Here is a 24,629-nt window from a genome sequence, read left to right as displayed (position 1 = left end):
GCACGGTGGCGAGCGAGGGGGCGACGGTTGGGGACCGCAGCGGAGCGCGAACCCAGACAGGAGCGCAGCCGGGCCACCCGCGCCCGGCTGCTGGAGGCGGCCGTGGGCCGCCTGGCCGGGCACGGGGTGGCCGGAGCCACCGTCGGGGCGGTCGCCGAGGCGGCCGGGGTGTCCCGGGGGGCGGCACAGCACCACTTCCCGACCCGCGAGGACCTGTTCCTCGCGGTCATGCGGCACATGCTCGACACCCGGGGCGCCGAGCTGCGCCGCCGCATCGCCGAGGTCCCCGAGGGGCCCGGGCGGACCGAGGCCGTGGTGGAGGTGGCCGTGGACGCGTTCACCGGGGACGACTTCCGGGCCGCCCTGCAGCTGTGGGCGGCCGCCGCCAGCGACCCCGCCCTGCGCGAGAGCGTGGTCCCGATGGAGGAGCAGGTGGGGCGCGAGTTGCACCGGGCCGCGGTGGAGCTGCTGGGGGCGGACGAGTCGCGGCCCGGGGTGCGCGAGGCCGTCCAGGCCACCCTCGACCTGGCCCGCGGCCTGGGGCTGGCCAACCTGCTCACCGACGACACCGCACGTCGCAGGCGCATCGTGCGCCAGTGGGCCGGAATGCTCGACACGGTCCTGGCCGGATGAGGCCGCGCGTCCGGGCCTCCCGCGATGGCGGCACCGCGAACGCGGTGTTTATCATCGGAAGCCCGGCCGTCACCGAACGTGCCGACACCCCCGGTGGCGCCTCCCCCGAGAGAACAGCCTCACAACAGGAAAAGGCGGTGGACAGGTGAGTGCGGACGCGGGCAGGGACATCCCCGCCCTGGCCAGGAGAGCACTGGACGCCTTCGCGGAGAGCGCCGCGCGCCGCAGGGACCGGGACGCGCTCATGGACGAGGCCTTCGCCGCGCTGTTCGACCTCTACCGGGCGACCGACCGCGCCGCGCGCCGGTCGCCCGCCGGCCGCGAGTTCACGTCCACCCTCGCCGAGCTGCTGGTCAGCGGGAACAACCCCGACCGGCTCGGCCTGTACGTGGTGCGCAGCCAGACCGCCGCCGAGAACGGCCGCTACGAGGGCTACCGGCCCGCCTGCTGGCGCCGGTCCATGCTCCAGATCCTCGCCGAGGAGTTCGTGCCCTGGCGCGAGTTCCTGCGCCAGGAGGACCTGGAGGCCGTGGTGCGCATCGACGACGCGCTGGAGGCGGTGGCCGAGACCGCGGTGTCCTCCGCGGGCGAGGAGGTGCCCGACTGGGTGCCCGATTCGCACTGGTGGTGGTGGGAGCCCGCCCGCAAGCGCGGCGAGCACGCCCCCGAGCGGTTCGACAGCGGCCCCCTGGACCCCGTCGCCGAGTAGCCCCCGGTCGGTGCCGCGTGGCAGCGCGCACGGCCGCCGACCGGTCGCGGTGCCGCTGATGCGGATGTGATTCCGGTGCACCCTAATGGTGCGCGTGGGGTTCTTTCAGGCGGAGCCGGGGGGGCGGTGCGCGGCCGCCGGGACGATGGTGTCACGTGGCCCTGGGACCGTTGGCGCGGATGTGGCTCCGGTGCACCCTAATGGTGCGCGTGGGTCCTTTCCGGCGGAGCCGACGGGGCAGTGCGCGGCCGTCGGGTGGCCCTGGGGCCGTCGACACGGATGTGGCTCCGGTGCGCGCGGGGGCGCGGCCGGGTGGGTCGGCCGCGCCCCCGCGGCGGTCAGGCGGGGGAGTCCGGCGCCCCGGTGCGGGCGGCGATGATGTCGCGGTAGCGGGCGAAGGAGTCCTTGGGCGTGCGGACCTGGGTCTCGTGGTCCACGTGCACGAGGCCGAACCGCTGGTGGTAGCCCTCCGCCCACTCGAAGTTGTCGGTGAGCGTCCACACGAAGTAGCCGCGCACGTCCGCTCCCCGCGCGCGGGCCGCGTCCACGGCGGCGATGTGCGACTCCAGGTAGGCGATGCGCCCGGGGTCGGCGACCCGGCCGTCGACCACGGTGTCCTCGCAGGAGCAGCCGTTCTCGGTGACGTACAGCGGCGGCAGCGCCTCCCCGTACCTCTCCGACAGCCCCACCAGCGTGTCGGTCAGCCCCTCGGGGACCACCGGCCACCCGAACGCCGTCGTGGGCACGCCGGTGATCTCGCCCAGCGCGAACGGCAGCCCCGCGCCCTCCTCCGGCGCCAGGACCAGGCTCGGGTTGTAGTAGTTGACACCGATGCCGTCCGCGCTGCCCGCGATGACCCCGAGGTCCCCCTCGCGCACCCCCGGCACCTCCGCCGCGCCGAACGCCGACAGGTCCGGGTAGGAGCCCAGCAGCACCGGGTCGGTGAACAGCCGGTTGTGCAGGGCGTCGTAGGCCGCCCCCGCCGCCAGGTCGGCGCCGGTCGGGTCCTGGGGGCCGCGCACCGGGCTCAGGTTGTTGGTGAGCAGCGCCTCCAGGCCGCGCGAGCGCAGCTCCGCGGCGGCCAGCCCGTGGGAGAGCAGCAGGTGGTGCGCCACCGCCAGGACTCCGGGGACCTCCAGGGTGTGACCCGGGGCGTGGGTCCCGAACGCGTGCCCGTAGGCCATGTGGACCACCGGCTCGTTCAGGGTGATCCACCGCGGGACCCGGTCGCCCATCCGGTCGGCGACCACCGCCGCGTAGTCGGCGAACGCCCGCGCGGTGTCCCGCGACGACCAGCCGCCCGCGTCCTCCAGGGCCTGGGGCAGGTCCCAGTGGAACAGGGTCGGGAACGGGGTGATGCCCCGCTCCAGCAGGGCGTCGACCAGCCGGTCGTAGAAGTCCAGGCCCGCCTTGTTCACCGGCCCGGTGCCCTGCGGCACCACCCGCGGCCAGGCGATCGAGAAGCGGTAGGCGTTCACGCCCAGCCGGTCGAGCAGGTCCACGTCCTGCGGCCAGCGGTGGTAGTGGTCGCAGGCCACGGCCGGGCTGTGGCCGTCGCGGACGGCGCCCGGGCGGGCGGCGAAGGTGTCCCAGACCGACGGGCCGCGGCCGTCCTCGGCCAGGGCCCCCTCCACCTGGAACGCGGCCGAGGCCACACCCCACAGGAACGGTGACGACATAACGGATCCGCCTTTCGTGCACGGGTGCCCTCGGGTGCCGGGTCCGGGAGCGGAGACCGGCCGGGGAGGGCGGGGACAGGGGTACGGGGTACGGGCGGGGGCGGGGCGCGGGTCAGGCCACCCCCTTGATGCGCCACACCAGGACGGCGCCCAGCAGGGTCAGCAGGCCGCAGACCGTGTACAGGACCGGGTAGCCGCCCAGGTACACCACGATCGGGCCGGCCAGCGCCGGGGCGATCACCTGCGGGCCGGCGCTGGCGATGTTCACGATCCCCAGGTCCTTGGCGCGGCCCTCCGCGGCCGGGAGGACCTCGGTGACCAGGGCGTTGTCCACCGACAGGTAGATGCCGAACCCGACGCCCAGCACCACCGCGCACGCGACCGTCATCGGCCAGGACGGGAACAGCGCCACCAGGAACGCCGGGAGCGCGCACACCGCGCCGGACACGCACACCGGGCCGCGGCGGCGCCCCCAGCGGTCGGAGAGCACGCCCGCGACCACGGTGCTCGCCACCACCGCGGCCGTGTAGACCAGGATCAGCAGGAGCAGGCCGTCGGTGGCCGAGGAGCCGGGGAAGAGCTCCTCGTAGCCGATGCCGTCGCGCAGGAAGTACAGCAGGTAGAGGGTGAACATGGCGTTGCCGGTCTGCATGAGGAACCGGGTGAGCCAGGCCCAGGCGAAGTCGGGGTGGCGGCGCGGGGACACCCAGAAGCCGCGGCCGAGGTCGCGCCAGGGCGGGCGGGCCCCGCGCGGCAGCGGGGGATCCGGGGACAGCAGGGCGAAGGGCAGGGCGCAGGCGATGAGCAGCACGCCGATGAGCGTGTAGCCCGGGGCGACGCGGGTGACCACCGCGGTCACCAGCACCACGGCGACCACCACGCCCGCCGACTGGGGGATGCCGACCCAGCCGGAGACCGCGCCGCGCTGGCGGACCGGGACGCGGTCCGGGACGGCGGCGAGCAGGGTGGCGTTGAGCAGGGACAGGGCCGCCTGGACCAGCGACCAGCCGACGAGGACGCCGGCCACGCTGTCCTGGCGGCCCAGGACGGTCAGGCCGATCCCGCCCAGGACGGCGCCCAGCAGCACCCACGGGCGGCGGCGGCCCAGGCGGCCGGTGGTGCGGTCGGACAGCGCCCCGGCCAGGGGGGTGCCGAGCGTGGCCACGAGGGCGCCGACTCCCGTGACCCAGGCCAGGGCGGTCTCCTTGCCCTCCGGGGCTATGGCCCCGACCTGCTCGGGGAGGAGGACCTGGAGGGGGCCGAAGAACGCCATCCACATGCCGAGGTTGGCCAGGCTGATCCCGGCCACCCACAGGGCGCCGACGGGGGAGGCGGGCTCGGCGAGGGCCTCGGGGACCGGTTCGGAGGCGGTCGCGGCCCCGGCCGGGGAGGCGGCCGCGGTGTCGGGGGCGGTGCCGGTGCCGGGGGGCGGGTCGGCGGGGCCGGGGCGTTCGGAGGGCGGGGGCGCCGGGGGTGTGCGCACGGATCACCTGCCTAACGTGAATTGTCTTCATGTTAGGTGGGTCACAGGCGCGGGTGGAAGTCCGAGGCGGCATTTCCCGCGATTGATCAAACTTGATTAGTGGGAGTGATGTGGTCTAGGCTCGCACCACTGGTCAAACTTGATCACTCCCGTGGGTCGGGGTGCCGATGGCCCGGGCGCGGACTGTGGGGCCGGGGCGGTCGGGGCTTTCGGGTCTTGTGGTGTCAGGGGGAGTGGTGTGGCGAAGGAGGGGTCGTGGGCGAAGGCGTCGCGGAGGCCGGGGGCGGGATCGACGGAAGCGCGGAGGGGGGTGGGTCGGCGGTGCGGGACGCGCCGCCGGGCGTGCGCCCGAACGAGACCACGGTCCCCCTGCTGCCGTGCGTCTCGGCGGAGGAGACGCTGGACTTCTTCCAGTCCCTCGGGTTCGAGGTGACCTACCGGCAGCACCGGCCCTACCTCTACCTCGCATTCCAGTGGAGCGGAATCCACCTGCACTACGGGCGGGCGCCCAAGGGGCTCGACCCCGCGCTGGAGGAGAGCGGCGGCTGCCTGGTCCTGGTCGACGACGTGGCCGCCTACCACGCGGCGCTGGTGGCGTCCGTGCGCGCGGCCAAGGGGCGGGTGCCGACCCGGGGGCTGCCCCGGATCACCCGCTACCGGCCCGGGGCGAGCCGGTTCACGGTGATGGACCCCTCGGGCAACTCGATCATGGTCATCCAGCGAGACGAACCCGAAGACCTGGAGTACGGGGGGTCGCCGGACCTGGAGGGCCTGGCCCGGGTCCTGGACGGCGCACGCATCATCCGCGACTTCAAGCTCGACGACCGGATGGCCTGGCGCTTCCTCAAGTCGGGGCTGCGCAGGCACGGCGACGGGGCTCCGCCCGTGGAGCGGGCGATGGCGCTGGCGATGCTGATCGAGCTGTCCGTCCCGCTCGGGGAGGGGGAGCGGAGCGCCGAGTGGATCGGGCGGCTGCGGGGGATCGGGCTCACGGAGTCGGAGCGGGCCCGTGTCGAAGCGGAGCTCCGCAACGCCGGAGAGCTCCGGCGCTGGCTGTCCGACTGAGCGGCGACGCGCCGTCGGTGGGCCGGGCGTTTGAAGAACATCAGGTAATCAAGTTTGACTAGGAGGCGGGATGGGCAGTACCCTCCTCCCAGTAGTCAAACTTGATCAGTCATGGGGAGGGTCCATGGAGAATCGCGAGCCCGCCGTTCTGGTGGAGGGGCTGTACAAGGCCTACGGCGACACGCGCGCGCTGGACGGTCTCGACATGACCGTGGAGCGGGGGACGGTGCACGCCATCCTGGGGCCCAACGGCGCGGGCAAGACCACGCTGGTCCGGACCCTGGCCACCCTGCTGCGGGTGCAGCGGGGGCGGGTGGAGGTGGACGGGATCGACGTCGCCGCCCGGCCGCGCGACGTCCGGCGCCGCATCGGGCTGCTCGGCCAGCACGCGGCACTGGACGAGGAGCTGTCCGGGCGGCAGAACCTCGAACTGTTCGGCCGCCTGCACCACCTGGGCGGCCGCCGGGCCGCCGCCCGAGCCGGCGAACTGCTGGAGCGGTTCGGCCTGGCCGACACCGGCAAGCGCCCGGTGTCCGGGTACAGCGGGGGCATGCGCCGCCGCCTGGACCTGGCGGCCTCGCTCATCGTCGACCCGGCGGTGCTGTTCCTGGACGAGCCGACCACGGGCCTGGACCCGCGCGGTCGCACCGAGGTCTGGGAGTCGGTCCGCTCGCTGGTGGGCGCGGGGACCACGGTGCTGCTCACCACCCAGTACCTGGAGGAGGCGGACCAACTGGCCGATCTCATCAGCGTGGTCGACGGCGGCCGGGTGATCGCCGAGGGCACCGCCGACCGGCTCAAGGGGCTGGTCGGCGGCGACCGGCTCGACGTGGTCGTCGCGGACCCGGGCCGCCTGGCCGAGGCCGCCGCCGTGCTGGGGCGCCTCTTCGGCGGCTCCGGCGCGTTCGACCTTGACCAACTGGTCAAGTTTGACCAGTCGCCCGGGGAGGGGGAGCGCCCACGCCGCATCAGCCTCCCGGTCGCCGACCGGCGGGGCGCCCTGGCCCGCGCCGTCCGGGCGCTGGACGCGGAGGGGATCGAGGCGGAGGACCTGGCCGTCCGCCGACCCACCCTGGACGAGGTCTTCCTCCGCCTCACCGGATCCCCCGCCGAGTCCCCCGCGGACGCCGCCGGGGCCCCGGCCCCGCCCGCCGCGGGCGTCCCCGCCGCCCCGGGCACCACGTGACCGACCCGCACGCCCCGGCTGGCGGGGGCGGTGCCTCACGGGGTGGGGACGGACATCCGGGGCGGGCCCCGGCCGCTGACGACGATCGGAGAAGGACATGACACGCACGACCGACCTGTACGACGCCCGGGCGCACGAGGAGGAACTCGGAGCCCTCGCCCGCTGGGCGGGCGACTCCTGGACGATGACCCGCCGGGAGTTCGCCCGCTGGGCCCGCAACCCGTGGGGCCCGGTCATCGGGCTGCTCTTCCCGGTGATGATGCTGGTGCTCTTCGCGCTCTTCCTCGGCGGGAGCATGACCGTCGCCGGCGGCGGCGACTACACCGAGTTCCTGGTCCCCGGCCTGCTGGTGCTCACCATGGCGTTCGGCCTGGAGGGCACGATGACCGCCATCACCCGCGACCTGGAGCGCGGGGTGCTGGACCGGTTCCGCTCCCTGCCCATGGCCTCCACCGCCGTGCTGGTCGGGCGCGGGGTCGCCGACCTCCTGGAGTCCGTCGCGGGCCTGCTCATCGTGCTCGCCGCCGGCTTCGCCCTCGGCTGGCGCTGGCACGGCAGCCTGGGCGCGGCACTGGGCGCGGTGGGCCTGCTGCTCCTGCTGCGCGCCGCGATGCTGGCCTGCGGCGTCTGGCTGGGGCTGGTGGTGGGGCGGCCGGAACTGGTGATGGCGGTGCAGATCCTGGTGTGGCCGGTGGCCTTCACCTCCAGCGCCTTCGCCTCCCCCGAGGCCATGCCGGGGTGGCTGGGCGCGGTCGCCGAGTGGAACCCGATGTCGGCGACGGCCACCGCGGTCCGCGACCTGTTCGGCAACCCCGGCGCGGCGGGCACCTCCTGGGCGGCGGAGAACGCCCTGTTCCTGGCGGTGCTGTGGCCGGTGCTGCTGCTCCTGGTCGCCTGCCCGATGGCCGCGGCCCGCTTCCGGTCCCTGTCCCGCTGACCCCGGCCGCGGGTGTCCGCGGGGTCCGACCGGATTCCGAGGACACCCGCCCCGCGCTCGCACGCCCGGGGGAGGACGACCTGTCCGCCCCCGGGCTCCCGGGCGTTCTCCCGCACCGCGTACGCCGCTCCGGGCCGGTGCCCGGCCCCTCCCGGACAACGCCCCCCCGGGCGCCGGGGTCAGGCCGGGGGCTCGCCGATCCGCCAGGCCGCCATGAGCTCGGGGTTGTCCTCGGCGAACACGCCCTCGAAGGGGTTCCCGCCCTCGCCCGCGAACGAGTGCGCGCCCGTCTCGATGCGCTCGATCAGCCGCCGCGTCCACTCCGCCTCCGCGCGGCCCACGGCCAGCCACATGCCCATGATCTCGCCGATATGGCCCATGGTGTCGGCGTACTCGTCGGGGATGTAGTGGGTGCTGACCGAGTCCTGCCAGGCCTTCAGCCCCTCCTCGCGGACGCTCAGCAGCTCGATCACCTCGTGGCGGGGCAGGTCCACCATGAACCCCAGGCCGGCCGAGAGCATGTCCCGCCGCTCGTCGTGCGCGGACAGCGCCCGCCGCAGCAGCGAGAAGTACTCCTCGACGCCCTCCGGGGTGATCTCGTACTCGGTGCGGGGCGGGCCGCCCGCGGTGGAGGGCGCGGTGTCGTGCGCGCGCAGCAGGCCCTGCTTGGCCAGCTGCTTCAGGGCGTGGTAGACCGACCCCGGCTTGGCGTTGGACCACTCGTCGGCGCCCCAGAACTCCAGGTCGTTGCGCACCTGGTAGCCGTGCGCCCGGCCGTGCAGGCGGACCGCCCCCAGGACCAGCAGCCGGATGGCCGACATGCCACACCCTCCCCGTTCGGCAACGGAATGCTAATCAACTTTGACTACTCTATCCGACGGGTGCGGCCCTCGCCCAGGGCCGCACCCCCGATCACCCGCGGGCCGGGGCCGCGTCGCCCTGCCGCCGGTGCTCGGAGCCCAGCGCGATCGGCGCCGCCAGCCACTCGTCGCGCAGCCCGAACGCGTCGACCAGCTGCACCGCGTACGGCCGCAGCCCCCGGCACAGGTCGTCCACCGCCCGCGTCACCGCCTTGGTCCGCGCCGTCGACAGCCGCTCGTGCTCCAGGAACCAGGCGCGGTCCTCCTCGATCACGGACATCACGTACAGGTCGCACACGCGGTTGAGCAGCTTGGCCGTCGCCTTGTCGCCGCACCGGTCGATCCCGGCCACGAACGCCTCCAGCACCACCCGGTCCATGTGCGCCCGCCCGGCGGCCAGCACGTGGTCCTGGGCCCGGTTGAACACCTCGAACGCGTCGCCGCCGTCCTTCCCGGCGCGGCGCAGCCGCCCGGCCAGGCCCTCGATGATGTGCTCCTCCCGGTCCTCGAACAGCTCCAGGTGCCAGCCCCGGTTGTACAGGTCGGCGCCGTCGCGCCCGGGGGAGGCCGCGATGAGCCGGTCGATCAGCGGGATCGCCGCGGTCCGCTCGATCACCGTCTCGAACACCCTGCCCGCCATGAACCGGGCCAGCCCCATCGTGTCCAGGTCGCCGAACGAGTCCTGGAAGTTGGTCAGCAGGCCCTTGGTGAGCTGCTGCAGCAGGACCGTGTTGTCGCCCTCGAACGTCGTGAAGATGTCGGAGTCGGCCTTGAGCTGCGGGATGCGGTTCTCCGACAGGTACCCGGCGCCGCCGCACGCCTCCCGGCAGGTCTGGATGGTGGCGGTCGCGTGCCAGGTGGAGACGGCCTTCAGCCCCGCCGCCCGCGACTCCAGCTCCCGCTGGGCGTGCTCGTCGCGGCGCGGTGCCCGCGACAGCTCGTGCAGCCGCGTCACCAGCTCCTCCTGCGCGAAGTGCAGGGCGTAGGTCCGGGCCAGTGCGGGCAGCAGCTTGCGCTGGTGCGCCAGGTAGTCGAGGATGCGCACCTCCTGCTCGGGCGCGCCGTCGCCGCCGGGCCGGGTGAACTGGCGCCGGGTGTCGGCGTAGCGCACCGCGATGGCCAGCGCGGCCTTGGCGGCGCCGCCCGCGCCCCCGGCCACGCTGATGCGGCCGCGGATCAGCGTGCCCAGCATGGTGAAGAACCGCCGGTTGGGGTTCTGGATGGGGCTGGAGTAGGTGCCGTCGGGCGCCACGGTGCCGTACCGGTTGAGCAGGTTGGCGCGGGGCACCCGCACGCCCTCGAACCACAGCCGCCCGTTGTCCACGCCGTTGAGCCCGGCCTTGGGGCCGCAGTCCTCGATCCGCACCCCGGGCATCGGGTCGCCGTGCTCGTCGCGGATCGGCACGAGCAGGGCGTGCACGCCGTGCTCCTCGCCGTCGGCGTGCAGCTGGGCGAACACGACCGCCATGCGGCCGTCCCGGGCGGCGTTGCCGATGTAGTCCTTGCGCGCCGACTCGTCGGGGGTGTCGATCACGAACTCTTCGGTGACCGGGTTGTAGGTGGCCGTCGTGCGCAGGTTCTGCACGTCCGAGCCGTGGCCGGTCTCGGTCATGGCGAAGCAGCCGGGCAGCTCCACGGACATGACCCGCGGCAGGTACTCGGTGTGGTGCCGCTCGGTGCCCAGGGCGCGGATCGCCCCGCCGAACAGGCCCCACTGCACGCCCATCTTGACCATGAGGGACAGGTCGGCGACGAGCATCTCGAAGGCGACCACGGAGGCGCCGATGTCGTCCTCGCCGCCCACGGAGGCGGGGAAGCCGTACCCGGGCAGGTCGGTCTCGGCCAGCGCGAGCAGCTGCTTCAGGGTGCGCTCGCGGTGCTCCTCCACGGACAGGCCGTACACCGGGGCGTACAGCTCTCCCCGCAGGACGTCCCGGACGCGTTCGCGCACGTGGGCCCACCGGCCGTCCAGGAGGCCGCGGAGTTCGGCCTCGTCCACCCGCAACGCCTGTTCGCTCATGTCTTCCCCCTGCTGGTCCTCGTCGACGCGGCCCCCTCGTGCCTACCACCCGCGCGGCCGGAGGGGTCGGGAACACGCCCGGTACGGGCGTGTGATCCCAACCTAGCCCCAGGGCCCCGCGCCGGACCGGAGAGGTCCGCCGCCCCGGGGGCCGCCCCCGCGCGGGTCGCCGGGTCCGCGAGGGGACCGCCGGACCGGCGGTCCCCCGGGCGCCTCAGTCTCCGGAGGCGGCCGTGCGGGCGGCGGCCGAGCCGGTGGGGTCCGGGCCGAACGCCGCGCGCACCTCCCCGGCGGTGAGGCCGTAGCGGTCGAGCCCGTACCTGTGGCCGCCGGGGTTCCGGCGCCGGTCCCGCCGCGTGTAGGCGAGCGCCCGGGCCCGGCTGTCCGCGTCGAACTCCTCGCCCAGGCTCCGCCAGACGCGTTCGGCCGCGCCGAGCGGGTCGGACGTCAGCTCGTCGTAGGGAAGGTCGAGGAAGCGTTCGGGGGCGCTCTCGCGCCGCACGGCGCGGGCGCGCTCGGCGGCCCGCGCCCAGATGTCCAGCCACTCGCGGCCGATCCGGCGCGGGTCCACCCCGCGGCAGTGCAGGCGCATCCCCGCCTCGGTCAGGCTCGCCCACGACGGCATCGCCCGCGCGGGGTCGCGGTCGGTCAGGACCACCACCGCGTCGGGGAAGACCGACAGCAGGACGTCCAGGTTGGGCAGGTGCAGTGGCGACTTGAGCACCCAGCGCCGTGCGGGCCGCCCCCACTGCAGAGCCTGGAGCTGCTGTTTGAGGTAGACGTAGTCGGGGGTGGCGTCGCGCCGCTCCAGCCACGCGCGGTAGCCGGGGACGGGGGCGCGGACGTGGTTGTTCAGACCGTGCGGCAGGAGGAAGACGCACTCCTCCGGTTCCATGGGGTGCATGGGGTGGATCGTCGCGAAGCCCGGGCCCAGGGCGTTCATGCCCCGGATCTGCGTCCGGGCCGAGGCGAGGCGCTCGCGCCTGCCCACCGTGCGCTCCCCGGGCCTGCCCGTGTCGGGGACCGGGCTCAGCAGCTCCCACAGCATCGGGGCGCGGCCCCGGACGTGTCGGGCGAGGAGCCCGTGCCCGAACGTGGTGCCGGTCCGGGGCAGGCCGGTGATGAACACCGGCCGGTCGACGGTCTCGGCGGCGACCTCGGGGCGGGCGTCGAGCAGGTGGAGCATGCGCAGGCGCGTCTCCAGCCGCCGCCGGATCTCGCTCCGCAGGGCGAACCGGCCGACCGGGGTGAGGTCGGGCGACGCCTGCCAGGCGTCGTGGAGGACCTTCAGGTCGGACAGGAAGGGCTCGTCGGGGAGCCGGGGCAGGCCGCTGCGGGAGGAGGCCGCCCGCAGCGCGGCGTCGAAGGACCCCCCGTCCCCGGACCGCCCCTCGAACGGGGCGAGCAGCGCGTTCACGGGTTCCAGCCACCACGCGGGGCGCACGCTCTGAGACGGTCTCTCCACTGGTCCTCCTTCGGTCGCGGACGTGCGGCCACCGGATCAGACCACGGCGGCGGGCGCCGGCGAAAGAGGGGGAGGGGCCCTCGTTCAGGCGCTCACCGGGGCCGCGGCGGCGTCGTCCACGCGGCGCAGCAGGTCGTCCAGGGAGAGGTCGAGGGCGGCGGCGATGGCGGCGACGGTGAAGAAGGCGGGGGTGGGGATGCGCCCGCCCTCGATCTTGCGCAGCGTCTCCACGGAGATCCCGGCCTGCCGGGCCACGTCCACCATGGTGCGGTCGGCACGGGCGCTGCGCAGCAGCCCGCCGAGCAGGCGTCCGCGTTCGATCTGGGTCTGGGTCAGCGGCTCTCTCACCATGCCGTCGAGTCTAGACTCCCGCCCCGGATTCCGCCGGTATAGGTATCCGAGGGCGCGGACGGGCGGGCCGCCCGACCCGCCGGCGCGGCCGGTGCCGGGCGCCGCGCCCGGCACCGGCCGGCTCAGGCCAGGCCGGGGACGGCGAACTCCAGGGTGCCGTTCTCGGCGTCGAGCAGGGCCGGGACACCCAGCGGCACCGTCAGCTGCGCGGCGCAGTGCCCCGTCTCCAGCCCCCACAGCACCGGTACCCCCAGCGGGGCGAGGCGGTCGCGCATCAGGTCGGCGATCGCCCCCGGGTCCGGCGGGCAGTCGGTCCACGTGCCCAGCACCACCCCGGCCAGGCCGTCCGTCCACCCGGTGCGCAGCAGGTGGGTGAGCATCCGGTCGACCCGCGCCACGTCCTCGCCGACGTCCTCCAGCATGAGGATCCCCCCGGCGGCCGACGCCCGGCTGTGCGGCGTCCCCAGGCCGTCGTTGAGCAGGCTCAGGTTCCCGCCGAACACCACCCCCTCGGCGCGCCCGGGCACCAGCGCGTGCGCGCCCGACGAGGTCAGCACCGTGCGCCGCTCCGGCTCGAACAGGGTCACGCGCAGCTCCTCCTGCGCCACCGGGTCGCCCACGAAGTACTTGGTGCCGATCACCGGCCCGTGGACCGTCGCCACGCCCAGCTCCACCGCGAACGCCTCGTGCAGCGCCGTGACGTCGCTGAACCCGATGAGCGCCTTGGGAGCGGCCGCCCGCAGCGCCGCGAAGTCGAGCAGGTCCAGGGTCCGGTGCGCCCCGTCCCCGCCCCGCACGCAGAACACCGCGGCCACGTCCGGGTCGCACCACGCCTCCTGGAGGTCGGCGGCCCGGTCGGCGTCCTCGCCCGCCAGGTACGGCAGCACGGGGTGCCGGTCGCGCACGTGCTCCCCGAACTCCACGGCCAGCCCCCAGCGGCGCAGTTCCTCGGCCGCCGTCTCCAGCATCGGCTCCGGGACCGGACTGCACGGCGCCACCAGCCGCACCCGGTCGCCCCTGCGCAGCCTCGGCGGCCGGACCCCCGCCGCCACCCCCCGGTCGGCCACCGCCGTCGGTTCCGTCACGCGTTCCCCCTCATGGATCTCGGTATCGCCGCGCCCGCCCCGACGGCGCGCGCCCACCCATAACGCTCGGCCGTTCAGGCCCGCAGGAAGCGGTCCAGGGCCCGCACCCCGAACCGCAGGCCCTCCAGCGGCACCCGCTCGTCCACCCCGTGGAGCAGCCCCGTGTAGTCCAGGCCCTCCGGCTGCCAGGACGGCGAGAACCCGTAGCAGTCGATCCCCAGGCGCGCGAACACCTTGGCGTCGGTCCCGCCGGACAGGCACACCGGCACCACGTGCGCCCCGGGGTCCTGCTCCAGCAGGGCGGCCCGCAGCGCGGCGAACGCGGGCGAGTCCACCGGGGCGGACACCGGCGGCGAGGAGTGCGCGTACTCCCACGACACCCGGTCCCCGGTGAGCGCGTCCATCGTGCGCTCGAAGTCCGCGGCGGCCCCCGGCAGCACCCGGCCGTCCACCCCCGCGGTGGCCTCGCCCGGGACCACGTTGACCTTGTACCCGGCGGAGAGCATCGTGGGCGCGGCGCTGTTGCGCAGGGCGGGGGAGACCAGCGGGGCCGCCGTGCCCAGCCGGGCCAGCAGCGCCTCCACCGCCTCGTCGGTGTCGGCGTCCCCGGGGGCGCGCTCCACCCCCAGGGCGGCGGCGATGCCGTCCAGGGCGGCCCGCACCACGGGGGTGGGGTGCAGCGGCCAACGGTGGCCGGCGATCCGCACGACCGCCTCGGCCAGGCTCGCGACGGCGTTGTCCCGGGGCGGGCGCGACCCGTGCCCGGCGGTGCCCGCGGCGCGCAGCGTCAGCCAGGCGCTGCCCCGCTCGGCGGCCCCCACCGGGTACAGCCGCACGGTCCGCCCGTCGACGCCGCGGGCGTACACGGTCTCGCCGCCGCCCTCGCCGACGGCCTCGGTGCAGCCCTCGAACAGGTCGGCGTGCCGCCGCACCAGGAACTCGGCGCCGTGCTCGGAGCTGTCCTCCTCGTCGGCGACGAACGCCAGCACGATGTCGCGGCGCGGCCGCACCCCGGCGCGGGCCCATTCCCGGACGACGGCGGTGACCATGCCGACGGTGTTCTTCATGTCCACGGCGCCGCGCCCCCAGAGCGCGGGCAGCCCGGTGACGGGGCAGTCGGCGATCTCCCCGGAGAACGGGGGCACCGTCCAGTCGGCGGCGTCGGCGGGCACCACGTCCAGGTGGCCGTGGACGAGCAGGGCGGGCGCGTCCGGGTCGGTGCCGGGCACCCGGGCCACCACGTTGGCCCGGCGCGGCTTCGACTCCAGCACCACCGGGGCGAGCCCGGCGTCGGTCAGCGCCTCGGCCGCGTACTCGGCGGCGGCCCGTTCGTCCCCCTCGCCCCCGCCCCGGTTGGTGGAGTCCCGGCGGATCAGCCCCCGGGTGAGGACGACGGCGTCCTCACCGGCCCGGGCGGTGTCGGTGGCGGAGGAGGTGGGGGCCACGGCGCGGCCTTTCTGCGGTTCTGCGGTGCGGGAGGGTGTGCGGGTCCGGGAGCGGGCGCGGGGCGGCCGGTCAGCCGTAGTCCTGCTCCATCGCCTGGGAGATCATCGTGGTGACGGTCTTGAAGCAGCGGATCATCTCGTAGGCGTCCGGCGAGGTGTAGCGGACGCGGCGCGCCCCGGTCCGGGTGACCCCGGGGACGAGGGCGGCGGCCTGCGCCAGGTGGGCGGCGTCCACCTCGACCTCCACGGTCCGGGTGACGGGCTCCGCGGGGTCCAGGCGCCCGGCGAGCAGGGTGGCCTTCGACGCGGCCAGCCGGATGTCCTCGGCGGTGCGCGCGGGCGGGCGGCAGCGGGCCGCGTACCGGCTCACGTACTCCTTGACCGCGACGGTGCGGGCGAACGGGGCGTAGGTCTCGGCGTCCTCGCAGGCGCGGTCGTCGCCGGTGACCAGGATGACGGGGGTGCCGTACTCGGCGACCACGGCGGCGTTGAGCCGGCCCTCGCTCGCGGGCTCCCCGTCCAGCCACACCCCGGTGACGGCGTTGGGCAGGTAGGTGTGGGCGAGCACGCCCTCCTCGCCCGCGCCGCAGTGGTAGCCCAGGAACACGGCGCCGTCGCAGTCGCCGTGCTGGACGCCCTCCACCATCGACAGCTCCTTGTGGCGGCCGGTGATCATGGTGGCGCGCCCGTCCAGCTCCTCCAGCAGCAGGTTGCGCATGGTGGAGTGGGCCTCGTTGACCAGGACCTCGGTGGCGCCGCCGTCGAACAGCCCGGCGATCGCCGCGTTGACGTCGCCCGTGAACATCGCCCGGCAGCGCTGCCACTGCTCCGTGCCGGGTTCGCAGTCGGCGGGCCAGGTGACGCCGGTGGCGCCCTCCATGTCCGCGGAGATCAGGATCTTCACCCGCCCGACACTAGCCCCCACCGCACTGACCGCGCCAGACATCGCCGGAACAGGCTCGGACTACCGGTCCCCGCGGATCTCCCGGACGTCCCCGGCGGCCTCCCGCACCCCGGGGTCGGGGTCGGCGGCCAGCAGGGAGATCAGATCGCCGGTGCCGGGGGTGGACCACCCGCAGACCGCCCACACCAGGGCGGAGCGCACCCGCGGGTCGGGGTGGCCGGCCAGCGGGAGCAGCCGGTCCACGGGACCGCGCCGCCGGTGGCCGAACCCCTCCAGCGCCGCGCACAGCGCCGCCGCGTCGCCGTCGGCCGACGCCCGGTCGATGCGCTCCAGCAGCACCCGGGGCGGCGGCCAGGGGCCGTCCGCCGGATGGGGCCTGCGTTCGAGCAGCCTCCGCGATCCGTACGCACCGCGCACCCGGCAGCCGGCGCACGTGCACGGCGGCCGCCCGTGGGCCCCGGGCAGGTAGCGCCAGCCGACCCCGCGGCGCACGGTCCGGACCGCGCGCACCTCCCGGGCGGTCACCGCCCGGGGCACGAACACCTCCCAGCCGCGCGGGTCCTCCAGCGCGGCGACGGCGCCCACAGCCCCGGCCGCGGTCGTCCGGCGCCCGGGGCCGCCGTAGTGCCCGACCAGGACGGGTTCGCCGTCGGGCAGCAGCAGGTGCACGGCGGCCATGCCCCGGGCGTCCTTCCAGCGGGACAGCTCGCGCAGCCACTGGTGGGTGAGCGTGTAGGAGGGCAGCACCGGGAAGCAGTACACCCCGCGCCCCCCGTCGCGTCCGGGGTTCGCGCGCAGTCCGGACCGCGCCGCGCGCCGGGCGGCAGCGGCGGGCGCCAGGTGGACGAACCGCGCCATGGGACCTCCGGGGGCGCACGGGGAGGGGAGCCGGGGGACAGCGGCTACGGGAGGGTGAGGATCTCCGCGCCGGTGTCGGTGATGACCAGGGTGTGCTCGAACTGGGCCGTCCATTTGCGGTCGGCCGTCACGGCGGTCCAGCCGTCGTCCCACATGTCGTAGTCGACCCCGCCCAGGGTGATCATCGGCTCGATCGTGAACGTCATCCCGGGCACCATCTCGGTGTCCGCGCGCGGGTCGTCGTAGTGCGGCACCACGAGGCCGGAGTGGAACTCCGGGCCGACGCCGTGCCCGGTGAAGTCGCGCACCACCCCGTAGCCGAACCGCTTGGCGTACGACTCGATGACCCGGCCGATCACGTTGATCCGCCGCCCCGGGCGGCACGCCTTGATGGCGCGCATGGTGGCCTCGCGGGTGCGCTCCACCAGCAGGCGGTGCTCCTCGGACACGTTCCCGGCCAGGAACGTGGCGTTGGTGTCGCCGTGCACGCCGTCCTTGTAGGCGGTGATGTCGATGTTGACGATGTCGCCGTCGGAGACCACCGTGTCGTCCGGGATGCCGTGGCAGATGACCTCGTTGAGCGAGGAGCACAGCGACTTGGGGTAGCCCTTGTACCCCAGCGTGCTCGGGTAGGCGCCGTGGTCCAGCAGGAACTCGTGGCCGATCCGGTCGAGCTCGTCGGTGGTCACCCCCGGCACGACGTGCCTGCCGACCTCCTCCAGCGCCTGCGCGGCGATCCGCCCCGCCACGCGCATCCGCTCGATGGTCTCCGGGGTCTGCACGTCGCCCAGGACGCCCTCCACGGGGTGCTTCCGCCCGACGTACTCGGGGCGGACGATGTGGGAGGGGACCGAACGTTGCGGCGAGATGCGCCCGGGAACCAGCGGAGTAGTCATGGACACGGATTCTAGTTCGTGGCGCCGGCCGGCAGCGGCCGCTCGGGTGTGAGGAACACCCCCGCCCGGGTAGGTGACCGACCAGGAACGAGGAAAGGCGGACGCGGTGGCCGACGTACAGGAAGACGGCTGGTGGTACTGCCTCAGGCACAACACCGTCGAGCACGGGGCCGGCTGCCCCAACCGGGAGCGCCTGGGGCCCTATCCGGACGAGGCCACGGCGGCGCGGGCGCTGACCATCGCCGCCGAGCGCAACAGCGACTGGGAGGACGAGGACGAGAAGGACAGGTGGTGAGGGGGCGCGCACCGGATTCCGAACCCGGTTCTGACAGGATCGGCGCATGACCGAAGTGAGCACACCTGAGACCACCGACATCACCGGGCGCACCATCTCCGTTTTGGGCGGCACGGGCGACCAGGGGCGCGGGCTGGCCCGCCGGTTCGCCCTGGCCGGGCACACCGTGTACCTGGGGTCGCGCAGCGCCGAGCGCGCCGAGAAGGCCGCCCGCGAGCTGGTGGAGGCCGAGTCCGCCGCCATCGACGTCCGCGGCCTGGACAACGCCTCCGCCGCGGCCGAGGGCGACATCGTCATCGTGGCCGTTCCCTGGGACGGGCACCGGGAGCTGCTGGAGTCCCTGGCCGGGCCGCTGGCGGGCAAGCTCGTGGTGGACTGCGTCAACCCGCTCGGCTTCGACAAGCGCGGCCCGTTCGCGCTGGACGTGCCCGAGGGCAGCGCGGCTGAGCAGGCCGCCGCGGTGCTGCCGGACAGCACCGTCACGGCGGCGTTCCACCACGTCTCCGCCGTGATCCTCCTGGACCCGGAGGTGGAGACCGTGGACCTGGACGTCCTGGTGCTGGGCGAGGACCGGGCCGCCACCGACACGGTGCGGGCCCTGGCCGAGCTCATCCCGGGCGTGCGCGGGGTGTTCGGCGGGCGGCTGCGCAACGCCCACCAGGTGGAGGCGCTCACCGCGAACCTCATCGCGGTCAACCGCCGCTACAAGACCCACGCGGGGATCCGGATCACCGGCCTGTGAACACCGCGGCGGGGCCGGGGGAGCGCCCCCGGCCCCGCGCCGCGCCCCGTCCGGGTCAGGACACCCAGCCCTTGACCTTCTCGATGAGGGCGGCCGGGTCCTCGCCCACCGGGATGACGTTGAGGCTGGTGACCCCGGCGGCGCGGAACGCCTCCACGCGCTCGCGCACGTACGACTCGGGGCCGACCATGTTGGTCAGCTCCACGAACTCCTCGGGGACGGCGGCGGCCGCCTCGTCCTTCTTCCCGTCCAGGTACAGGTCCTGGATCTTCTCGGCCGCCTCCTCGTAGCCGTAACGGCGGGCGACGGTGTTGTAGAAGTTCTTGCCCTTGGCGCCCATGCCGCCGACGTACAGGGCGATCATCGGGCGCACGAGGTCGAGCAGCTTCTTGGTGTCCTCGCCCTCGCCGATGGCGAGCAGGCCGCCCGCGGCGATCTCCAGCCGGCCCAGCGACGCGTCGCGCCTGCCCTCGCCCGCGGCCAGGGCCTCGCCCCACACGGTGCCGGCCTTCTCGGGGATGAAGAGGTGGGGGAGCCAGCCGTCGGCGATCTCGGCGGTCATCTCCACGTTCTTGACGCCCAGGGACGCCACGTAGATCGGGATCTCGGACCGCACGGGGTGGTTGATGATCTTGAGCGGCCGACCCAGGCCGGTGCCCTGGTCGGCGGGCAGCGGCAGCCGGAACACCGGACCGTCGTGGGTGAGGCGCTCCTCGCGCTTCCACACCTTGCGGCAGATCTCGATGGTGTCGCGGGTGCGGGCCAGCGGCTTGACGTAGGGGACGCCGTGGAAGCCCTCCATGACCTGCGGGCCGCTGGCGCCCAGGCCGAGGATCGCCCGGCCGCCGGACAGGTGGTCCAGTCCCGCGGCGGTCATCGCGATGAGCGTGGGGGTGCGGGTGTACAGGGGCAGGATCGCCGAGCCGATGTTCACGGTCTCGGTCCGGGCGGCGATGTAGCCCATGAGGGTGGCGGCGTCGAAGCCGTAGGCCTCGGCGACCCAGACGGTGTCCAGCCCGGCCTTCTCCAGTTCGACCACCTGGTCGACCGCGGCCTTGGGCTCGCCCGCGTACTGGAGCGGCATCGAGATGCGCATGCGTCCTCCCAAGGGCCGGGTGCCCCGGCCCGCGTAGGTGCTGGGATATGAGGCGACTCTACTCCCGAGTACGATTCGGTTCGTGTCCCGCCTCACATGAATCCGGCACCCCGGCGCCCGGACCGGACGCACACGGCGGACGCCGGCCGGGGCGGGTGCCCCGGCCGGCGTCCGTTGCGAGGGACGACCCGCGGGTCAGCTCGCGTACGAGTGCTCCGCGTCGGGGAAGACCCCGTTGACGACCTCGTCGGCGAACGCCGACGCCGCGTCGCGCAGCGTGTCGTGCAGGTTGGCGTAGGTCTTGACGAACTTGGCCACCCGCGGGCTCAGACCGGCCATGTCCTGCCACACCAGCACCTGGGCGTCGGTGGCCTTGCCCGCCCCGATGCCCACGGTCGGGATGCCCAGCTGCTCGGTGACCTGGGCGGCCAGGTCGCTGGGCACGCACTCCAGGACGACGGAGAACGCGCCCGCACGCTCCAGCTCCTTGGCGTCCTTGAGCAGGGCGGCGGCGGCCTCGCCGCGGCCCTGCACCCGGTACCCGCCCAGCGTGTTCACCGACTGGGGGGTCAGGCCCAGGTGCGCCATCACCGGGATGCCCGCCGAAACGAGCAGCTCCACCTGCCGGGCGACGGCGTGGCCGCCCTCCAGCTTCACGGCCTGGGCGCCGCCCTCCTTCATGAACCGGGAGGCGGTCGCCAGGGCCTGCTCGGGGGAGCCCTGGTAGGAGCCGAACGGCAGGTCCGCCACCACCAGCGCCCGCTTGGTGGAGCGGGACACCGCGGCGGTGAGGGGCACCAGCTCGTCCACGGAGACCGGGACGGTGGTGTCGTAGCCGTACACGACGTTGGCCGCCGAGTCGCCGACGAGGAGGACGGGGATGCCCGCCTCGTCGAACACCCGCGCGGTGAGGGCGTCGTAGGCGGTCAGCATCGGCCAGGTCTCGCCGCGCCGCTTGGCGGCGGCCAGGTCGCGGATGGTGACGCGCCGGTTGGTGACCCCGCCGTACAGGGCGGAGGGGGTCTTGTCAGTGGTGCTCATGATGTCTTCCTCCGTTGTCTCGAAGCACCGCGTGGGTGTCCCCGGACGTGTGGACGAAATAGATGTGCGCCGCGCGGACGCGGCGGATGTGCGGCCCCGCGGGGCCGGGGGCGGTCGGGCTCCGGCCGCCGCCGTCGGCGGTGGGAAGGGCCGGGCCCGCGTGCCGTGTGTGCATCATCGCACGGTCGCGCGCGTCCGCTTCCTTCGGGATACAACCGGGACCCGGGGCGGGAACTTCCCCCGTGCCCCCCTCTCTCGGACGGGCGTGCGTCACGCCGCCCGCCCCCGCCGGGCGGTCGCGGTCACCGGGAGCGCGCCGCGGGGCCGGGAGGGCCAGGCCGCTACCATGGCGATCCCGTCGGGCGGGTCCTCCGCCCGCGCGCGGACGGGTTCGTGGAGAACGAGGGTGCTCACGTGGACGCTGGGACGGCTTATCGACGGCGGTGGGGCGGACTGGCGGTCCTCATCATCTGCCTGCTGGTGCTCGTCGCGGACAACACGATCCTCAACGTCGCCCTGCGCACCCTCTCCGACCCCGAGCTCGGGGTCGGCGCCAGCCAGTCCGAGCTGGCCTGGGCGATCAACTCCTACACCCTGGTCTTCGCCGGGATGCTGTTCACCTTCGGCGTCCTGGGCGACCGGTGGGGGCGTAGACGGATGATCACCGCCGGACTCGCTGTGTTCGGCGCGGCCTCGGCGCTGTCCGCCTACTCCCAGAGCCCCGAGCAGCTCATCGCCGCCCGCGCGGTGATGGGCTTCGGCGCCGCCATGGTGATGCCGCAGACCCTGTCGATCATCACCGCCGTCTTCCCGGCCGAGGAGCGCGGCCGCGCCATCGGCCTGTGGTCGGGCTCGGTCGGGCTGGCCATGGCGATCGGGCCGTCGGCGGGCGGCCTGCTGCTGGAGAACTTCTGGTGGGGGTCGATCTTCCTCGTCAACGTGCCGTTCGTGCTGCTGGGCCTGGCCCTGATGTACTTCCTGGTCCCGGAGTCCAGGGACGAGGCCCCCGGCCGCCTGGACGTCCCCGGGGTGCTGCTGTCCGTCCCGGGCCTGGTCCTGCTCATCTACGGCATCATCACCGCGGGCGAACGCTCCTCCCTGGCCGGGCCCGACGTGTGGGGCAGCCTGCTGGCCGGGGTGGCGGTCGTCGCCCTGTTCCTGTTCCACGAGTCGCGCACCGAGAACCCGTCGCTGGACGTGCGGTTCTTCCGGAACCCGCGGTTCAGCGTCGCCATGGCCACCGTCATGCTGATGTTCTTCAGCATGTCCGGGCTCATCTTCTTCATGAGCTTCTACTGGCAGAGCGTGCGCGAGTTCAGCCCGTTCGTCGCCGGGCTGCTGGTGCTCCCGGCCGCGGTCGGCCAGATGCTCCTGGCGCCGCTCAGCCCCAACCTGGTCCGGCGGTTCGGGCCGCGCGCCGTCGCCGCAACCGGCATCCTCATCGTCTGCGCCAGCCTGGCGTTCTTCACCCTGCTGGAGGCGGACACCCCGCTCTGGCTGATCCTGGTCTTCTTCTTCACCCAGGCCAGCGCCATGGCGGTGGTCCTCACCCCGTCCACCGACGCGATCGTCTCGTCGGTGCCGCCCGGCAAGGCGGGCGCGGCCTCGGCGATGCAGAACACCGTCCGCCAGGTGGCCACCGCCATGGGCGTCGCGGTGCTGGGCGCGGTCATCTCCTTCCGCTACCGGGCGGACATCACCCCGGCCCTGGAGGAGGCCGCCGCGCAGGAGGGCTCCGCCGCGCACCCGGGCGACCCGGGGCTGCACGCGGCGGGCGAGTCGATCGAGGCCACCATGGCCGTGGCCCGGAGCCTGGGCGAGGCGGGGACGGCGCTCGTGGCGCCGGCCAAGGAGGCGTTCCTGTCGGGGCTGCACGCGGCGGCGCTGGTGTCGCTGTGCTGCGCGGCCGTCGGGGTGGTCATCGTGCTGGTGTGGATGCCGCGCGAGGCCGGAGCGCACCAGGCCGCGGACGGGCCCCGCACGCCCGCGCCCGAGGCGGACGGCCAGGGCTGAGTGGGCCGGTACGCCTAGATCCAGCCCTCCTCCCAGGCGCGGTGCGCGGCCGCGTGCCGGGACGACACCCCCAGCTTGCCCATCGCCGACGACAGGTAGTTGCGCACCGTCCCGGGCGCCAGGTGCACCCGGGCGGCGATCTCGTTGACGGACGCCCCGCCCCGGGAGTGCCGCAGCACCTCCAGCTCCCGCTCCCCGAGCGGGCAGTCGTCCTCGGTCAGCGCGGACGCGGCGATGTCGGGGTCCACGTACCGGCGGCCCGCCGCCACCTCCCGCAGGATCTCGGCGAGCCGCTCCGCCGGGGTGGTCTTGGGCACGAAACCGCTCGCCCCGGCCCGCAGGGCGCGCCGCAGCACGCCGGGCCGGGCGTGCCGGGTCACCAGCACCACCCGGCAGCCGGGGTCGTCCCGGATCTCCTCGGCCGCCCGCAGCCCGTCCGCCGGGGGCATCTCCAGGTCCAGGACCGCGATGTCGGGCCGGTGCGCGCGGGCCAGCCGCACCGCTTCGGTGGAGGTGGCGGCCTGGGCCACGACCTCCAGGTCGGGCTCCAGCCCGAGCAGGGCGGCCAGGGCGCCGCGCAGCAGGTCCTCGTCGTCGGCGACCAGCAGCCGGATGCTCATCCGTTCCCCTCCCAGGGCAGGACGGCGGTCACGGTGAACCAGCCGCCCGTGTCGTCCCATGTCAGCGTGCCCCCGGCGGCCCCGACCCGCTCGGCCAGGGAGCGCAGGCCGGTGCCGTCGCCGCCCCCGGCGGGGTCGGCGCCGTCGTTGGCGACCCGCAGCCGTACGCCGTCGCCCTCGGGGCGCAGGGCGATCTCCACCTCGCCCGCCCGGCTGTGCCGCAGCACGTTGGTCGTGGCCTCGCGCACGACCAGCCCCAGCAGCCCCCGGACCCCGTCGCCCCCGCCCTCGACCGCCTCCACCGACGAGCGCACCCGGATCCCGGCGGACTCCAGGACCCTGGCGGCGTTGGCGACCTCCCGCTCCAGCGAGGTGCCCCGGTAGCCCCGGACCACGGCGCGGGTGTCGCGCAGCGCGTCGGCGGCCAGGCCGGCGACCTCCCGCATCTCCCCGGCGGCCCGCTCCGGATCGGTCCCGGCCAGCCGGGCGGCCAGCTGGGCCTTGAGCGCGATCACCTGGAGGTGGTGGCCCTGCACGTCGTGCAACTCGGCGGCGAACCGCAGCCGCTCCCCGGCGACCGCGAGCCGGGCGGCCAGCCGCCGGGACTCGTCGAGGCGCGCGGCGACGTCCCAGGTCCACAGCAGGCCGAGCACCGCCCAGGCCACGACCAGCGCCAGCCCGGGAGGGAACAGCACCCCGAACGCGTCCGACCCGCGCAGCAGCCCGGGCACGGCCAGGGCGAGCGCGACCGCGGCGACGGACACCCAGGCCGGGCGCGGGCGCAGGAACATCGCCACGGGGGCGGCCACCGTCGCGGGGGCCACCGACCACAGCACCTCGTCCAGCGGCCACAGGACCAGGGCGGTGGCCAGCGCGCCCGCGCACCCCGCGGCGGCCCACCCGGCCGGGAAGGGGCCGTCGGTCCCGCCGGCCAGGCGGCGGCCGAACAGGGCGAACAGCGAGAGCGAGGTCAGGGCCAGGGCCGCACCGCCGGCGGCCGCGGCCCACGGGGACAGGCCGGGGTCCCACAGGGGCGGGGCCAGCACCGGGGCCATGAAGGCCACCGTCACCCCGGCCAGGCTCCACCAGGTGAAGCGGCGCAGGCCCCCGGTCCCGGGTCCGTCGTCGGCAGTGTCCACCGGGCCATTGTCGCAGCGGGCCCGGGGCCGCGGCAGGGGGCGCATGACGGATGTCATGCCGGGAGGTGACGCGCGCACGCCGACGCCGGTGGTCCGGCACTACCGGG

The 24,629-nt window shown here is 74.8% G+C and carries 23 protein-coding genes; 8 read left to right on the top strand and 15 right to left on the bottom strand.

Annotation, left to right across the window (positions count from 1 at the left end; all coding sequences use genetic code 11):
- The first annotated feature begins 27 nt into the window (after positions 1 to 27).
- A complete protein-coding gene (locus ABZ249_RS21875) occupies positions 28 to 633 on the top strand; it encodes a TetR/AcrR family transcriptional regulator (RefSeq protein ID WP_355265861.1) in 606 nt (201 codons plus the stop codon).
- A 145-nt stretch (positions 634 to 778) separates the two neighbouring features.
- Positions 779 to 1,342, top strand: a complete 564-nt coding sequence (locus ABZ249_RS21870; protein WP_220559812.1) for a hypothetical protein — start codon at positions 779 to 781, stop codon at positions 1,340 to 1,342.
- 338 nt (positions 1,343 to 1,680) lie between these two features.
- Here ABZ249_RS21870 and ABZ249_RS21865 read toward each other — a convergent pair whose 3' ends face one another.
- Entirely contained in the window at positions 1,681 to 3,021 is a 1,341-nt protein-coding gene (locus ABZ249_RS21865) for a GH1 family beta-glucosidase (RefSeq protein WP_355265858.1), read from the bottom strand.
- A gap of 112 nt (positions 3,022 to 3,133) precedes the next feature.
- Positions 3,134 to 4,336 carry an MFS transporter gene (locus ABZ249_RS21860; protein ID WP_355266015.1) on the bottom strand — a complete coding sequence of 401 codons (1,203 nt, stop codon included), beginning with the start codon at positions 4,334 to 4,336 and terminating at the stop codon, positions 3,134 to 3,136.
- Between the two features lie 510 nt (positions 4,337 to 4,846).
- Between ABZ249_RS21860 and ABZ249_RS21855 the strand changes: the two genes are divergently transcribed.
- The 3 genes from ABZ249_RS21855 (at position 4,847) to ABZ249_RS21845 (ending at position 7,692) form a co-directional block, all read left to right on the top strand.
- Positions 4,847 to 5,569 (top strand): glyoxalase, encoded by a 723-nt coding sequence (locus ABZ249_RS21855; RefSeq protein ID WP_355266012.1) that lies wholly within the window; start codon positions 4,847 to 4,849, stop codon positions 5,567 to 5,569.
- A gap of 124 nt (positions 5,570 to 5,693) precedes the next feature.
- On the top strand, positions 5,694 to 6,755 hold the full coding sequence (locus ABZ249_RS21850; protein WP_355265855.1) for an ATP-binding cassette domain-containing protein: 1,062 nt from the start codon (positions 5,694 to 5,696) through the stop codon (positions 6,753 to 6,755).
- Between the two features lie 97 nt (positions 6,756 to 6,852).
- Positions 6,853 to 7,692, top strand: a complete 840-nt coding sequence (locus ABZ249_RS21845; protein ID WP_220559816.1) for an ABC transporter permease — start codon at positions 6,853 to 6,855, stop codon at positions 7,690 to 7,692.
- 179 nt (positions 7,693 to 7,871) lie between these two features.
- Here ABZ249_RS21845 and ABZ249_RS21840 read toward each other — a convergent pair whose 3' ends face one another.
- From ABZ249_RS21840 to map, 9 genes are all read right to left on the bottom strand, one after another.
- Entirely contained in the window at positions 7,872 to 8,513 is a 642-nt protein-coding gene (locus ABZ249_RS21840) for a PadR family transcriptional regulator (protein ID WP_355265852.1), read from the bottom strand.
- Positions 8,514 to 8,604: 91 nt separating this feature from the next.
- Positions 8,605 to 10,572 carry an acyl-CoA dehydrogenase gene (locus ABZ249_RS21835; protein ID WP_355265849.1) on the bottom strand — a complete coding sequence of 656 codons (1,968 nt, stop codon included), beginning with the start codon at positions 10,570 to 10,572 and terminating at the stop codon, positions 8,605 to 8,607.
- Between the two features lie 214 nt (positions 10,573 to 10,786).
- The gene (locus ABZ249_RS21830) at positions 10,787 to 12,037 is read right to left on the bottom strand and encodes a sulfotransferase (protein WP_355265846.1); all 1,251 of its coding nucleotides are present in this window, start codon (positions 12,035 to 12,037) and stop codon (positions 10,787 to 10,789) included.
- An 84-nt stretch (positions 12,038 to 12,121) separates the two neighbouring features.
- Complete coding sequence (locus ABZ249_RS21825) at positions 12,122 to 12,388, bottom strand: helix-turn-helix domain-containing protein (protein WP_220559820.1); 267 nt, start codon at positions 12,386 to 12,388, stop codon at positions 12,122 to 12,124.
- 122 nt (positions 12,389 to 12,510) lie between these two features.
- Positions 12,511 to 13,473 (bottom strand): LD-carboxypeptidase, encoded by a 963-nt coding sequence (locus ABZ249_RS21820; RefSeq protein ID WP_355265843.1) that lies wholly within the window; start codon positions 13,471 to 13,473, stop codon positions 12,511 to 12,513.
- Positions 13,474 to 13,547: 74 nt separating this feature from the next.
- The gene (locus tag ABZ249_RS21815) at positions 13,548 to 14,918 is read right to left on the bottom strand and encodes a M20/M25/M40 family metallo-hydrolase (protein WP_355265840.1); all 1,371 of its coding nucleotides are present in this window, start codon (positions 14,916 to 14,918) and stop codon (positions 13,548 to 13,550) included.
- A gap of 70 nt (positions 14,919 to 14,988) precedes the next feature.
- On the bottom strand, positions 14,989 to 15,822 hold the full coding sequence (locus ABZ249_RS21810) for a M55 family metallopeptidase (protein WP_355265837.1): 834 nt from the start codon (positions 15,820 to 15,822) through the stop codon (positions 14,989 to 14,991).
- 60 nt (positions 15,823 to 15,882) lie between these two features.
- Positions 15,883 to 16,680, bottom strand: a complete 798-nt coding sequence (locus tag ABZ249_RS21805) for a HEAT repeat domain-containing protein (RefSeq protein ID WP_355265834.1) — start codon at positions 16,678 to 16,680, stop codon at positions 15,883 to 15,885.
- Between the two features lie 44 nt (positions 16,681 to 16,724).
- Positions 16,725 to 17,576 carry a type I methionyl aminopeptidase gene (gene map, locus ABZ249_RS21800; RefSeq protein WP_220559826.1) on the bottom strand — a complete coding sequence of 284 codons (852 nt, stop codon included), beginning with the start codon at positions 17,574 to 17,576 and terminating at the stop codon, positions 16,725 to 16,727.
- A 106-nt stretch (positions 17,577 to 17,682) separates the two neighbouring features.
- Here map and ABZ249_RS21795 point away from each other — a divergent pair, with 106 nt between their 5' ends.
- Positions 17,683 to 17,871: a hypothetical protein gene (locus ABZ249_RS21795; protein WP_355265830.1), complete on the top strand. Its 189-nt coding sequence runs from the start codon at positions 17,683 to 17,685 to the stop codon at positions 17,869 to 17,871.
- Between the two features lie 46 nt (positions 17,872 to 17,917).
- Positions 17,918 to 18,613 (top strand): NADPH-dependent F420 reductase, encoded by a 696-nt coding sequence (gene npdG, locus ABZ249_RS21790; protein ID WP_220559828.1) that lies wholly within the window; start codon positions 17,918 to 17,920, stop codon positions 18,611 to 18,613.
- Between the two features lie 55 nt (positions 18,614 to 18,668).
- On the opposite strand, the gene ABZ249_RS21785 is transcribed toward npdG, so the two are convergent.
- Positions 18,669 to 19,709, bottom strand: coding sequence for an LLM class F420-dependent oxidoreductase (locus ABZ249_RS21785; RefSeq protein WP_355265827.1), 1,041 nt, complete (start codon positions 19,707 to 19,709; stop codon positions 18,669 to 18,671).
- Between the two features lie 195 nt (positions 19,710 to 19,904).
- Positions 19,905 to 20,750, bottom strand: a complete 846-nt coding sequence (gene panB, locus ABZ249_RS21780; RefSeq protein WP_220559830.1) for a 3-methyl-2-oxobutanoate hydroxymethyltransferase — start codon at positions 20,748 to 20,750, stop codon at positions 19,905 to 19,907.
- Positions 20,751 to 21,164: 414 nt separating this feature from the next.
- Between panB and ABZ249_RS21775 the strand changes: the two genes are divergently transcribed.
- A complete protein-coding gene (locus ABZ249_RS21775; RefSeq protein WP_355265824.1) occupies positions 21,165 to 22,763 on the top strand; it encodes an MFS transporter in 1,599 nt (532 codons plus the stop codon).
- Between the two features lie 14 nt (positions 22,764 to 22,777).
- Here the strand turns inward: ABZ249_RS21775 and ABZ249_RS21770 are convergent, their stop codons facing one another.
- Together ABZ249_RS21770 and ABZ249_RS21765 are read right to left on the bottom strand one after the other, a co-directional pair.
- Entirely contained in the window at positions 22,778 to 23,383 is a 606-nt protein-coding gene (locus ABZ249_RS21770; protein ID WP_220559832.1) for a response regulator transcription factor, read from the bottom strand.
- On the bottom strand, positions 23,380 to 24,522 hold the full coding sequence (locus tag ABZ249_RS21765; RefSeq protein ID WP_355265821.1) for a histidine kinase: 1,143 nt from the start codon (positions 24,520 to 24,522) through the stop codon (positions 23,380 to 23,382). Before ABZ249_RS21765 ends, ABZ249_RS21770 begins: the two co-directional genes overlap by 4 nt.
- Positions 24,523 to 24,629 lie beyond the last annotated feature (107 nt).

It is taken from the genome of Nocardiopsis sp. NPDC006139 (genome assembly GCF_040614155.1).
Classification (GTDB): domain Bacteria; phylum Actinomycetota; class Actinomycetes; order Streptosporangiales; family Streptosporangiaceae; genus Nocardiopsis; species Nocardiopsis changdeensis.
Note: the sequence above shows the minus strand (reverse complement) of the source record. Positions and strands in the feature narration are given on the sequence as shown.